Source organism: Microcoleus sp. PH2017_09_SFU_O_A (genome assembly GCF_020738625.1).
Lineage (GTDB): Bacteria > Cyanobacteriota > Cyanobacteriia > Cyanobacteriales > Microcoleaceae > Microcoleus.
In genome coordinates this window covers 22,537-35,658 of the sequence record NZ_JAEQCF010000084.1, presented here as the reverse complement: position 1 = coordinate 35,658, position 13,122 = coordinate 22,537, and the positions used below count along the sequence as shown (strand labels likewise).

Genomic DNA, 13,122 nt, shown 5'->3' with positions numbered 1-13,122 from the left:
ATCTCAAAAGGTACGTAGTTGCGATCTTGGCGCTCTTTCCTAATATTATAAAGAGCGCTAAAGCGCAACTACGTACCTAATACGTTAATTTGATTTTAAGTTTGGGGCGGTATTACTGAGGGAGCAGATAGCAATCTCAGATTGTAATCTGTATCGCCTTGAAATTGAGAAACGCGGACAAAATAAGTCCCCGCAGGCAAAGCCCCATTGCTTACAACTCTTTCTGAAGCCGTACCTAAATTGTTAGATGAAGCAATAATATCGTCTAATCCAACTACGCCGTTACCATTGAGATCCTGAATTAATTCTACATCCACATCTGCACTCAAACCATCAACAGTTGCACTGAAAAGACTGGGAGTATTGAGGATGAAACTGTAAATATCGGCTGGTTTGGTAGCACTCAAAAAATCGTTGTCAGTTAGACTGTCTGTGAGAACACCTAGGTTTTGGGCTGCGCTCAAATCGTCGGCGGGAACGGGGAGAGCGCTCAACAATCCTTCTTGTTGACCGAATTGAATGTAATGGTCGATCGCACTTTTAACTGCGCCACTGCTGACTGCTGATCCTATTACCGGATATCTTTCTAGATAAAAGCTGGGATCGAAAAAAATGCTGGCTTTGCGGTTTTCAAATTGACCGACTTTCAAGTAGTGTTCAAAGGCGCTAAATTGATTGGTTTGGACTGCTGTTTGCACATCCGGGTTGCTTGTCAGATAAAAACCCACATCGAAGAAAGGGTTGGGGTTCCGCCGTTCAAATTGACCGAATTTAATAAAGTGCTGGGCGCCGGAAAATTTGTTTTTTTCGGCTGACACTGCGACATCTGAATTGGTGTCTAAATAATAGCTGGCGTCGAACAGGGCATTAGGGTCACGATTTTCAAATTGGCCAATTTTTTGGTAGTGATCGAAGGGGGTCGATACTGTGCCTCTGGCGACTGCTACGGCGACATCTGGGTTGTTTTCGAGATAAAATTTGCTGTCGAACAGTGTTCTGAGGGTTAGCATTATTAAAAAATCTCTCTGTACTTTAATCTGGAAAGTGCATAATCAAATTCGATCGAGAATTCAGTTTACATCATTTTTTTTGTGAGGGCGTCTCAATTATGGCTAAATCTGCACTGATGGCAATGCTGCGCCGCGCTGCGAGTATTGCCCAAAAGTCAAGGGAAACAGGCATTCCGGCTGATGAATTACTGGGGATGCTGGACGATCGCACTCCCAATTTTCCCATATCTCGGCGGCACTTGCTGCATGGGGGTTTAGCGGCGGCGGGAGCCGTTGCTGCTGCGACTTTTACCCGGGAGGGAGAGGGGGCTTTTGCTCAAGCGCGCGGTCGATCGCCCATTTTGGTTGTGGGTGCGGGGATTGCTGGTTTGACGGCGGGCTATCGCTTGCGTCAGGGGGGCGTGCGTGCCGATATTATCGAAGCAAGCAACCGCGTGGGGGGACGGATTCGCACGGCTCCTAGGGTGGCTGGAACAGCGATTTCGGCCGAGCTGGGAGGAGAATTTATTGATAGCGGCCACACTACTTTGATCTCGCTGGCGACGGAATTGGGTTTGCGGGCGATCGACTTAGTTAACGTACAGCGGGGATTGGTAAAGGATACTTTTTTCTTGGAAGGGCGACGATTTTCTCTAGCGCAATTAATCTCTGATTTTGGGCCCCTTGCTAGTAAAATTAGTGCAGATTTGGGTGCGATCGGAGATAACATTAGCTATCAAGATTTTACAGAACCAGCGGAAAGATTGGACAATCTTTCGATCGCTGAATATGTAAACCAAGCTGATACTAGCACGATTGTCCGGCAGTTGCTCCGCATTGCTTACACGATAGAATACGGTCGAGATCCCGAGGAACAGTCGGCGTTAAATCTGCTGTTTTTAATCGGTTCTGAATCTGGCAGTTTTGAATTGTACGGCGACAGCGATCAGCGTTATCAAATAGACGGCGGTAACAGTCAAATTGTCAACCGTTTAGCCGATCGATTGTCTGGTTCGATCGAGACGGGGACAATTTTGGAAGCGATTACTTTTTTGCCGGATGGCCGCTATCGGGTGAATTTGCGATCGGGTGAAAGCGCCTTTGAGCGTATTTATGAACGGGTTTTGCTAACTTTGCCGTTTAGCACTCTCCGAGACGTTAAAATTAACGTGCCTTTGCCGCAACCGAAGCGTAGGGCGATCGAGCAATTGGGTTACGGTACTAATTCTAAGCTGATTACTGGCTACCGCAGTCGCATTTGGCGAGAAACTTATCGATCGACTGCTTCTGTTTATACCGATTTAGGATTCCAGAATACCTGGGAAGCTACGGCTTTTGCTCCCACTGCTAACGGTTTGATCACTAATTTTACAGGAGGAAAGCAAGGTTTGTCGATCGGTAGCGGAACTCCTGAAGACCAAGCACAAAAATTCTTGGGACAATTTGAAAGAGTTTTTCCCGGAGTGAGAAATTTGCGATCGGGAAAAGCAGTGCGAGTTTATTGGCCGGGAGAACGCTTTTCTAAAGGTTCTTATTCCTGCTATTTAGTCGGACAGTGGACGCAAATGCACCGCGTCGAAGGCGAACGATTTGGCAATTTATATTTTGCCGGAGAACACACTTCGCTAGAAAATCAAGGTTACATGGAAGGCGGTTGCGAAACTGGACAAAGGGCGGCTGTAGAAATTTTGCAAGACTTGGGTTTAAGAGCTCCTGTTGATGCTGTGAATGCTCGAACTGCTAGCAGTTTGAACAATCGTCGTCCCAGCCGAAAAGTTCCGGGAGCCCGGAATCTTGGGAATAGGAATCCGAGTATTAAATAATAGGAGTAATTGCGGACACGGCATTGCCGTGTCCCTACAAATATCGCGTAGAATTCATCAAATAATCTCGTCCGGGTTGATTCCCCGATCGCGCAAATACTCAGCCAGTCGATCGGCTCGTTCCCGTTCGCGATCGGCTCGCTGGCGTTCTACTGCTAACTGTTCTACGCCCCACAACAGCAGATTTCCTGATTCATCCCACCAGCGCAACCAATAGCCTGTACGCTGTTCTTTCTCCCCTCTCCACGTTCCTAAATACAAACCAAAATCTGCCATCCAGTGACGACCTTCCTCATCGGGAAATTCTAGTACATAGTTGCCATTTTGCAAGCGATATACTTCCAGCAATCCAGTTTCTGGGTCAAAAATGATGTAAGTTGGGACTTGCAGAATTTGTTCGTAAAAAAACCACTTTCCCGGAGGAAAAGTACGTTTAGTAGAATATTCCCCGCCGTCTGTTTCCGACAAAAATTCCATCACAATGGTCGGGATTTCTCCTTCCAAGTTTGGGGTGTAACTTTTGCGGTCAATTCTCGACTCTGCGGGCAATACCGAAGGTACGTAAACCCAATCTGGTGCTTTGATAACTAACTCGCCGTTGACAGTAGCGCAAATCCCAAAATTGCTGGCAATCAACATTAGTGGGCCGATTAATCCTCTCAGTTCTAAGATTTCTCGCAGTGCTCCAGCAATTAGCGGTTGACCTGTATTCTCCACTGGTTTTTCTTCTAATTGGAAATCGTCTGGCAACTTCTCCCAAGTTACGGTCAGGGCGATCGCTTTTTGTTTGGGGTTATCTTGAGTAACGACCATGACTTTATTTTCAAAAGTTTGATGTCTTATCATAGCACAATGTAAATTTTAGCGAAATTATCTGGTACAATTAATTTCATTAAATCCCAAACAAATATGAAAATATTAGATTTAACCGTAGCTTTATCAAGTTTGCTAATCTCGCCGATATCGGCTCGCCCTTTGATTGCAGACTCTACAAATACCCTTGCTCAAAACTCACTAATTAATGAACCATTTTGCTACCTAAAAACCACCGAAGGCAAAATAGTAGACTTAGGCAAGTTGTGCGAAAAACAGCCATCGGGAAGTTCCCCAACTTGCATTACCGGTGCTAACATTGCGGCGAAAGTGTCAATTGCGACGGCAAATTATGACGGCAGCTTTTTCAGCGGAAAAGTGTTGAATCAAGGCTGCAAAATTATCAAAAATGTCAAAGTCAACTATGAAGTTTTGGACGAGTCAGGCAATTTAATAGACAACGGATTTATCGATACTCAACCCGTTAGTCTTGCACCCGGAGAATCGGCCGCCTTTCGGGGTGCAGTTGTGGCGGGGGCTAAAGTACGGGCTACTCATGCTGAGGGTCAAGAATGATTGCGAAGATTTGCCCGATCGCTGATATCATATTCTGGCTCAGATATCTCTAAAAACAGAACTTGCGAGGGCAAAATATCTTGAAAGCTCGATCGACATACTGGCAAATCTTACCCTACCTCCGTCCCCAAAAACAAACCATCGGTAAAGCATTAGCTTGTACCGTAGTCTTTACCATATTTTGGCCAATAATCGCGTGGCTGGTTGGTGAAACCGCCAAATTTATAGGTAAAGGAGATTTAAAAGGGTTTGCTCAAATTGCTGCACTCAGCGCCATCATATTTCTAATTCGTGGTATCGCCCAGTACGGTCAAGATACGCTGATGGCAAAAGCAGCTTTGACTATTGCTTTAGAAATCCGCAAAAAAGTTTATGCACACCTCCAAAACCTCAATCTCGGCTACTTTGAAACTGCCAAAACCGGAGATTTATCCTACCGCCTCACAGAAGATATTGACCGCATTGGCGAAGTCGTAAATAAATTTTTTCATCAATTTATCCCTTGTGTTTTGCAGCTAATTGCAGTCATGGGATATATGATTTATCTTAACTGGCAATTAACTTTGGGTGCATTAATCATTGCACCGTTAATGGCTATATTAATTGGCTGGTTTGGCGAGAAACTGCTCAGTTACTCGCGAGAAAGTCAAAATCGGATTTCTGATTTATCCGCTTTGCTAACAGAAGTATTCAGCGGCATTCGTTTAATCAAAGCATTTGTGGCGGAAGACTACGAAATTGCCCGCTTTGCAGAAGAAGCCGAACAAAACCGCCGCGCTAAGTATTTGTCAGAACGCATAAAAGCACTCCAGTTCGTCGTAGTTGGCTTTCTGGAAGCGATGAGCGTGATTTTGCTGTTTTTCCTCGGTGGTTGGCAAATTGCTCAAGGAAATCTCACTGGTACGCAATTTATCAGTTATATCGCCGGAGTAGCGCTGTTAATCGATCCGATCGCAATTACCACTGCAAATTACGGCGATTTTAAGCAGGGAGAGGCTTCTAGCGATCGCATTTTTGAACTTTTAGCCATTCAATCAACAGTCGTCGAAAAGCCTGGTGCGATCGAACTTCCCCACGTTACCGGAAAAGTCGAATACCGCAACATTAACTTTGCCTACCCCCCTCAACCCCCCCTTGATAAGGGGGGGCTAGGGGGGGTTCCGATTTTACAAAGTATGAGTTTACTCGCACTTCCCGGAGAAGCGATTGCGCTTGTCGGCGCATCCGGTGCGGGGAAAACTACGTTAGTAAACTTGTTACCCAGATTTTACGATCCGCAAGCCGGACAAATTTTAATTGATGGGATTGATGTTCAAGATGTGACATTAAATACGCTGCGCCGACAAATCGGAATTGTACCGCAAGAAACTATTTTATTTTCGGGTACAATTGCTCAAAATATTGCTTTCGGTCAATCTTATTATGAACTGAAAGATGTACAGAAAGCTGCGGAAATTGCTAACGCCCATCAATTCATTACTGAGTTTCCCGACGGCTATCAAACTTGGGTAGGAGAAAGGGGTGTAAATTTATCGGGCGGACAAAAACAAAGAATTGCGATCGCCCGTGCAGTCTTGCTAAATCCGCGAATTCTGATCCTCGATGAAGCGACATCGGCGCTAGATTCGGAGTCGGAAGCTTTGGTGCAGGAGGCCTTGGAAAGATTGATGCGCGATCGGACTGTGTTTATTATCGCCCACCGTTTGGCGACTGTGCGGAAAGCCGATCGCATATTAGTTCTCGAAAAAGGTAGAGTGATGGAATCTGGGACGCATGAGGAATTATTGCAAAAGGGCGATCGATATGCTCGTTATTACGCCCAGCAATTTAGTCAGTAGGCTACCTTAGAAACCGGGTTTTTGGCCGAATCTGCTGGTCTCAACGAAGTATTATCGAAAAAACCCGGTTTCTGACTACTCGCGCGTAAATTTGGGGGTGCGATCGCACCGCCGACCACCGGCTAAATAGGCGTTATTTTTCCCAACCTACTTCCGTTATTTTTAGAGTCATAACAGCTAAAAACCTTGCAAATTCGTAAAACACCCCTCAAATAAGTGGCTCAATGCCTAAATTAACTTCCGCTATTTTCCGAAACAGATTCCCTTATTTTGAAGCAAGCAGCAATCCACTCCTCAGCTAGCGCGTAACTGCGGACTCTTGCCCCAGAACCCGCCCAAACCGGATGGATCAAACTACCTTCAGTCCACTCTTGCAGCCATTCGCGGGCCGTCTTGTCTGAAACCCCAAACCAGGATGCAACATCTGAAACGTCGATCGCAAAAGGATTTTCCACTCCATCCAAAACCCTTGCCAAAAGTCGGGTGAGGAGCTGTTGAGAGCGACGCGACAGTTCTTCCCAGGGTGGTGCATCAGGAGCAGCGCCTTCATAGAGAGATTTGGCTTTGAGTTGCAGTTCATCCGCTGCACGAGCCATCGTTTCCAGGAAGTAAAGCAGCCAGGGCGTGTGGTCTGGGTCGTGGCGACCTTCGTAGAAGTTCACCGGCAGCCCCATTTGCAAAGAACGGTAATAGCGATCGCGATCGGCATTAAAATACTCATCAAACGAGAAAAAACCGCGCATTCGGTAGCCGGAACGCCACAGTTCAGCAGTAGCCAACAGCCGCCCCGTGCGACCGTTCCCGTCGTTAAATGGGTGGATGCTGAGGAAGCGGTGCGTGAGGATAGCAGCACGCATAGGGGCTGACAATTCTGCTGCCGCTGTTGAAGATAGCCAACCGACTAATTCCCGCATCAGGGCGGGTACGTCCCCCGGTTCAGGCGGCCCGTAATCTATCGCCCGCGTGACTGTATCCACCACGGGGCATTCTGTAATGCGATACTCGCTTTTGCTACCCCGCCGCCCGCGACCGCGCACGATGACTATTCGGTGTAGTTCTTTGATAAATGCTTCTGTAATGGGAGTTTGGGCTTCTGCGAATTCTTCAACGCGGTCAAGGGCGCGCCAGTAATTGCGGACTTCCTGTTCGGCATCACTTCCTGTGCGCGAACTCCTTGCTATCGCCCGTCGCACCGCCGCTTCATCCAAGGGATTACCCTCAATTTGTGTCGAGCTGCGTGTACTTCTTTGCAGAGCATCGTGGCGCAGGCGTAGAGTAGTATCAGGTGGCAGCGGTAACACCTCAATGACAGCACGCGCACCCTCGATGACTCCCAAATGCGTAACCAGATTGTGACTGTATGAGAAGCGGGGAATAAAACTCATGGGCTAATAGTTCTGAAGTTCCTGGTCAATTTCTGCAACACTTCTGGATACATGACGGCTGCGGATTTCTGTCAGCAATTCCAACACCTTACGCCGCCCGCCTTGCGGCTTTTCTGGTATAATCACAAACACTTCAACCTCTTCACCCACAGATCCAGGTGGCACTTGAATTTCAAGTTTATTTCCTGCAAGAACTTTGGTGGTAATCCGTATTGCTGACTGCATAATTCCTCCTTGGTGATGATTAATTTTCCACAGCCCCTAAAGCTTTGAGCGTGGCTTTTTCAGCTTCCGTTAAACCCGTAACTCCGGTAATATTCATGTTTTCATAAGGTCTGTCACTTTTCAGTATTTTGAGGCACTCACCCGTCCCAGCATCCCAAATTATAATTGTGCCATCCCGACAGCAAGCAGCAATAATTTTTCCATTTGAACTGAAGGCAACTGAGTTAATTCTACTGGTATGACCTTGCAAAATTTTTAGACATTCACCTGTACGGATATCCCATATTCTTACCGTTCCATCTACACTTCCACTAGCAACTATTTTACCAGAATAACTAAAAGCAACTGAACGTATCCAATCAGTATGCCCCTGCAAAATTTGGAGGCATTCACCACTCTTGACATCCCATAATCTTACTGTTCGATCGATACTTCCACTGGCAAGTATTTCACCGTTCTGACTAAAGGCGATTCCGCGTGCCCAACCCGTATGCGCCTGCAAAATTTGGAGGCATTCACCACTATGGATATCCCACAGCCTCACCGTTCCGTCAAAACCTGCACTGGCAAATATCTCGCCCAAAAAACTGAAAGCAACCGAGTATACAAAATTGTTATGCCCTTGCAAGGTTTTGAGGCATTCGCCAGTAACGATATCCCACAGCCTCACCGTTTGTTTATAACCTGCACTCGCAAGTATTTCACCATTTGGACTGAATGTGATCGACCGTACTTCATTGCCAAATTCTGGCAAAGTATGAAGGCATTCACCACTGCGAATATTCCACAGCCTCAATGTTTCGTCATAACTACCGCTGGCAAGTATTTCACCGTTTGGATGGAAGGCAACTAAGTGTACCCGATCGAGATGCCCCTGCAAGATTTGGAGGCACTCACCAGTGTTGACATCCCACAGCCTGACTTTTTTCTCGTCATCGCCGCTGGCCAGCATTTCACCGTTGGGACTGAAGGCGATCGACATTACTTGATTGCTATACCCTTGCAGTGTATTCAAGCATTCACCGCTGTTGATATCCCACAGATTCAGCGTTTGGTCGTAACTACTGCTAGCAAGTATGTCACCCCCAGGATGGAAGGCAACTGACCCTACTTGATTGCTATGTCCTTGCAAAGTATTCAAGCATTCACCAGTGCGGATATCCCACAGCTTTGCAGTGCGATCGTAACTTCCACTTGCAAGTATTTCGCCATTTGGGCTAAAGGCGATCGACCGTATTTGATCGAAATGTCCCTCCAAAGTTTTGAGACATTCACCGCTACCGATATTCCACAGCTTCACTGTTTTGTCGCCACTGCCACTAGCAAGTATTTCACCAGTAGAATTGAAAACAACTGAAAACACATTTTTAGTATGTCCCTCAAATATTTTTAGACATTCACCACTGTTGATATTCCATACCCTTATTGTTTGGTCACCACTCCCAGTAGCAAGTATCTCACCACCAGGATGGAAAGCCACTGAAAATCCCACTTTAGTATGGTCTTGCAAAATTTTGCAGCATTCGCTAGTACGAATATCCCATAACCTTACCGTGCCATCAAAACTCCCACTGGCGAGTATATTTCCATCAGGATTGAATCTGACAGACATTACTGATTCGGTATGTCCCTGCAAAACTTTTAAACATTCACCAGTTTTGACATCCCATAACTTAATTGTTTTGTCATAACTTCCGCTAGCAAGTATCTTACCATCAGAACTGAAGGCAACTGACTCCACTACGTTGCTATGTCCTTTACAGGTCAATATTTCTCTGCAACTGCTAGCTTCCCACAAGCGAACTATGCCATCAGTATCACCTGTAGCTAACAGTTTGCCATCAGGACTAAACATTACTGACCGAATACTGCTGAAGATTTTAGTAAAAGCAGAATTAGCTAAATTCGCTTCAGCAAAGTTGACGCGGCGCAAGCTAGCATTTGTAAAATCAGCACCTAAAATAACTGCACGAGAAAGGTCTTTTGTTTCTAACGCAGTGCGATCGATTTTCACCAACAGCGTCGCCGCATTCCCTCCCACATAACCCACCTCGCTTTCAGTTTTTCCCCGCGTTTCTTCCATAATTTCTAGTAGGGGCGACTTCTCTAAAGCCCCCCTTCTTAAGGGGGGTTGGGGGGATCTCTTCTGGCTAACATCGTCACTATCCTCTCTCTCTAATAGGAATTCGGGGGTTCTCTCGTGATTGGCATCGTCACGATCCCCCCCGGCCCCCCTTAACAAGGGGGGGGAAATAACCTCCAACATAGGTAACAACAAATCAATCACTGCTTTCGTCAGTGGCGCTTGTCCGAAACTCTGACGAAGTTGCCCTAAATCTTCAGCAACAAATCCCTTGAAAGGCGCGATCAATTCGTTCTGATTTCTCTTCTGCGCCTGAAGCCGACAATAATTAGACCAAGTGTATAATTGAGCCTCAACATCAGGATCTAAACAAGACTGTTCCGGCGCAACTAATTCGGTAAAATCTGCCGCTAAAACTCCCAATTCCGCCGCAAATTTATAAGCGACAAAAAACTCTAACAGCGAACGGTGCGCCGGAGTATAATCGCCGTCGGCATTGCGGATCAGCATTGTTTGACCCATCATGTCGTAGTGCCAGTGGTCTAAGTCTTTTTCCTCTTGGACGATGGAACCAAACAGGCCTCGGATGCGATCGGGAAAACCGCGATAATTCAGACTCATTTGGTCGGTAGACAGCATTTCCCAAGACAGTTCGCACAAAAAGTAAAGCTTATCTGCTAAAGAAGTAAAAGTGCGTTCAGCTTTGATATCTCTCTCTATCTTCCGTCGCACCGCATACAGATATATCCGCGACATATCGACTGGTTTTCCTGCTTCAATATCGGGCAATGCTTCCAAAATTAACTCAGTCATCACCGGGCGGCGCGCTAAATCTAATAAGTGCGGGTTTCCCATCACTTTTTCGACAGTAGTTGCTTCTGTTTGAACTGACAGCGCTTGCCGAATTTGCGCGTCGTTAAATTTCTCTAATTCTAAGACTTCAAATTGGGGAGTTTCGCCTGTTAAAATGGTTGTTGAAGCTTGCAGTTCTGCATTGAACAATGCCCGTCCTTCCTTGCCTTCAGGAAAGTGTTCGGTGCGGCAAGTCAGGATAACTTTCGCACCCGGAACGACGGCTTTTGCTAGTTCCCAGAAGTTGTTGATGGTTTCTTGCCGATCGCACTTAGCGGCCATTTCATCAAAACCATCGAAAATCAACAGAAACTTACCCATCCGATTTAGTTGTTCAAAAGCCGAATAACCCGCCAAAGGTATCTCGTGTTTCCGAAAGAAAAACTCAGAAAATAGCGACTCCACACTAACAGCTTTAGCATAATCTCTCAGGGGAATTACTAACGGCAAACGCGGACGTTCTAAGCCGCGCTTTTGAGCTTCTTTGTAGCGTTGCAGCGCCATCCAAGCATAGTGCATCGCAAACCAAGTTTTCCCGGTTCCAAATTCTCCTAAAACTGAAATATGTTCTTTTACTGGGTCATCCAACCACAAATCAATATAACCTTCAATCCACCCATCTCGATCGCCATAATGACTCACTCCTATTTTGCGGTGAGTATCGGGGTCAATTTCTTCTTTCGTACAAGCTAGCGGCACATATTTCGTATCAATTCCTCGGCTGGTAATTTCAGTTTCTAGCCAATCCAGATAAGCGGTAAAATCGGCATCTTGATCCAGCAATTCATCGAAGGTATAGCAAGCTAGATCGCGATTTTCATCTTTTTCTACCTCATCCCGCGCGGCGCGACTGATGCGGCGGGCGGTGACTAACCAGCCTTCATCGGTGCGCTGCTTTTCCACCGACTCGCGCAAGGCTAAGATGTCCCTGAGTCCGGCTTCTCCGGCGATACCGCGTACTAAAATGCGATCGTACTTTTTGCGTCTCACCGGAACATTGATAATCCATTCAAAATAGTTATCTTCCGAGATTTGATAGGTTTCAAATTGATAATTTAAGGTTTCAAACCAACCGCGCACTTGTTGTGATAAAATAAAAGCTTGAGACTTTTGAATATTCGTTGATGTGGCTGCGGGAAGTGCGGGATAATCTTCGGCTTCCAACCGCGCAAACTCCGTGCGAATTCCTTCGAGAGTGGGAAGGCGTTCGATGCGATCCATTACCATAGATAGGCGTTTTTGCAAAGAGGCGATCGCATTTCCCACCATCACATCGCCGATCGATCGCGTCCGCTTTGCGACTTCCATAAACACGGCCGCAAATGCCATAAACTCCCGTCTGGGGTCAATGCCTAAATCTCGAAGTTCTTGGCCCAAAGCAGACTCATTGAGAAAGTCATCGCCTGCTTGAATTAAAATTGCTGGGCTATCGGACTCGAAGGCTTTACGAAATGCTGATTCAATCTCTTTTTGGCGAAACAGTTCTAAAATCTGCTTGGGTTTGCCAGCGCCGTATTCTACTAAAGTATAAACGTAAACTCCGCTAAAATCGGCTGGCGGTGCATCGGGGTCGAGGTTAAATCTTTTTAATAATTTGATGACTGTTTCGTTGCGCTGAAGCTTGTCTTTGATGGTGCCGAAGGGAATGGCTGTCAGGAGGCTGATAACTAAGTCGAGACTAATTGGGATCATTTAGGCTTTCCTGTTTTTCCGTGGGAGTAACGCTCAAATCTAGAATCGGTAGGCTGTGTCCCTGAAATGCGCTGCGGGCGATCGCACATTGCTCTATTTTTATGTTAACAGGATTTACGCGCTTCAACCAAAGAAACCGGGTTTTTACCGAATCTGTGGGCTGCAACGCGTCTCTTCGTGAAAAACCCGGTTTCTGACCAACCGTTGGCAAGTTATATCCAGTTAATTAACTTAGCATTTTTTTCTCGATTTGACAACTTCAAAACAGAGAAAAAACCGACATATATTGTAGTAAAAAAAGCTTTGATATTAGTTGTCGTTTCATAGTGAAAAAGTTAAAATATAGATAACTTACAAATAAAACTTGCTATCTATGAAAATACAATCTTCCGTCTTAGTCCACCTAGGATTTGGCAAATATGTGCGATCCGATCGAGTAACAGCAGTAATCCCAATTGAAGAAGAACGGGGCCCGGGCCGGCGCACTTTCGTGCACGTAGACGGCGAAGCAGACCCGATCGTTGCTTCGCGCGCCGAAGATACAATTGTTCGCGATTTAGTGCAGGAACCGCGCGAAATAACTCAAGCCCGCCAGCAACAAGAAATCCTCCAAGATTTGCTGGCAGATTTGAACAATGTTAACGTCACCGTGCGCCGCATCAGTCGCGATGAAGGCGGCCTCGATCTCGAACTTTTAGAGCGCCGGATTCGCCAAATCTTAGACGCATAAAAAGAAAAGACCGCCCGCGCGGTCTTAAGGTATGTAGTTGCGCTTCAGCGCTCTTTCATATCTAATTAAAAGAGCGCCCACGCGGTCTTAAGGTATGTAGTTGCGCTTCAGCGCTC

Annotated in this window: 9 protein-coding genes; 4 read left to right on the top strand and 5 right to left on the bottom strand. The window is 46.2% G+C overall.

Going from position 1 to position 13,122, the window contains the following annotated elements; all coding sequences use genetic code 11:
- Nucleotides 1-95: 95 nt before the first annotated feature.
- Entirely contained in the window at nucleotides 96-1,010 is a 915-nt protein-coding gene (locus JGK16_RS26085; RefSeq protein ID WP_293193545.1) for a PPC domain-containing protein, read from the bottom strand.
- 98 nt (nucleotides 1,011-1,108) lie between these two features.
- Here JGK16_RS26085 and JGK16_RS26080 point away from each other — a divergent pair, with 98 nt between their 5' ends.
- Complete coding sequence (locus tag JGK16_RS26080) at nucleotides 1,109-2,812, top strand: NAD(P)/FAD-dependent oxidoreductase (RefSeq protein WP_293193544.1); 1,704 nt, start codon at nucleotides 1,109-1,111, stop codon at nucleotides 2,810-2,812.
- 57 nt (nucleotides 2,813-2,869) lie between these two features.
- Here JGK16_RS26080 and JGK16_RS26075 read toward each other — a convergent pair whose 3' ends face one another.
- A complete protein-coding gene (locus JGK16_RS26075; protein ID WP_293179527.1) occupies nucleotides 2,870-3,625 on the bottom strand; it encodes a Uma2 family endonuclease in 756 nt (251 codons plus the stop codon).
- Between the two features lie 96 nt (nucleotides 3,626-3,721).
- On the opposite strand from JGK16_RS26075, the gene JGK16_RS26070 reads away from it, so the two are divergent.
- A complete protein-coding gene (locus JGK16_RS26070) occupies nucleotides 3,722-4,201 on the top strand; it encodes an FxLYD domain-containing protein (protein ID WP_293193543.1) in 480 nt (159 codons plus the stop codon).
- An 80-nt stretch (nucleotides 4,202-4,281) separates the two neighbouring features.
- Complete coding sequence (locus JGK16_RS26065; protein ID WP_293193542.1) at nucleotides 4,282-6,039, top strand: ABC transporter ATP-binding protein; 1,758 nt, start codon at nucleotides 4,282-4,284, stop codon at nucleotides 6,037-6,039.
- 233 nt (nucleotides 6,040-6,272) lie between these two features.
- On the opposite strand, the gene JGK16_RS26060 is transcribed toward JGK16_RS26065, so the two are convergent.
- Genes JGK16_RS26060 through JGK16_RS26050 form a run of 3 tightly spaced genes read right to left on the bottom strand, consistent with a single transcriptional unit; the run spans nucleotide 6,273 to nucleotide 12,276 of the window.
- Nucleotides 6,273-7,424 carry a Fic family protein gene (locus tag JGK16_RS26060; protein ID WP_293193541.1) on the bottom strand — a complete coding sequence of 384 codons (1,152 nt, stop codon included), beginning with the start codon at nucleotides 7,422-7,424 and terminating at the stop codon, nucleotides 6,273-6,275.
- 3 nt (nucleotides 7,425-7,427) lie between these two features.
- Nucleotides 7,428-7,649 carry a hypothetical protein gene (locus tag JGK16_RS26055; protein ID WP_293193540.1) on the bottom strand — a complete coding sequence of 74 codons (222 nt, stop codon included), beginning with the start codon at nucleotides 7,647-7,649 and terminating at the stop codon, nucleotides 7,428-7,430.
- A gap of 19 nt (nucleotides 7,650-7,668) precedes the next feature.
- Entirely contained in the window at nucleotides 7,669-12,276 is a 4,608-nt protein-coding gene (locus tag JGK16_RS26050) for an NACHT domain-containing protein (protein WP_293193539.1), read from the bottom strand.
- A 373-nt stretch (nucleotides 12,277-12,649) separates the two neighbouring features.
- Here JGK16_RS26050 and JGK16_RS26045 point away from each other — a divergent pair, with 373 nt between their 5' ends.
- Entirely contained in the window at nucleotides 12,650-13,006 is a 357-nt protein-coding gene (locus JGK16_RS26045) for a hypothetical protein (protein ID WP_293179548.1), read from the top strand.
- Nucleotides 13,007-13,122 lie beyond the last annotated feature (116 nt).

Coding starts and splice junctions, on each gene's coding strand:
- JGK16_RS26050 (WP_293193539.1), bottom strand. CDS start 12,276: ATGATCCCAATTAGTCTCGACTTAGTTATCAGCCTCCTGACAGCCATT.
- JGK16_RS26055 (WP_293193540.1), bottom strand. CDS start 7,649: ATGCAGTCAGCAATACGGATTACCACCAAAGTTCTTGCAGGAAATAAA.
- JGK16_RS26080 (WP_293193544.1), top strand. CDS start 1,109: ATGGCTAAATCTGCACTGATGGCAATGCTGCGCCGCGCTGCGAGTATT.
- JGK16_RS26070 (WP_293193543.1), top strand. CDS start 3,722: ATGAAAATATTAGATTTAACCGTAGCTTTATCAAGTTTGCTAATCTCG.
- JGK16_RS26045 (WP_293179548.1), top strand. CDS start 12,650: ATGAAAATACAATCTTCCGTCTTAGTCCACCTAGGATTTGGCAAATAT.
- JGK16_RS26085 (WP_293193545.1), bottom strand. CDS start 1,010: ATGCTAACCCTCAGAACACTGTTCGACAGCAAATTTTATCTCGAAAAC.
- JGK16_RS26075 (WP_293179527.1), bottom strand. CDS start 3,625: ATGGTCGTTACTCAAGATAACCCCAAACAAAAAGCGATCGCCCTGACC.
- JGK16_RS26060 (WP_293193541.1), bottom strand. CDS start 7,424: ATGAGTTTTATTCCCCGCTTCTCATACAGTCACAATCTGGTTACGCAT.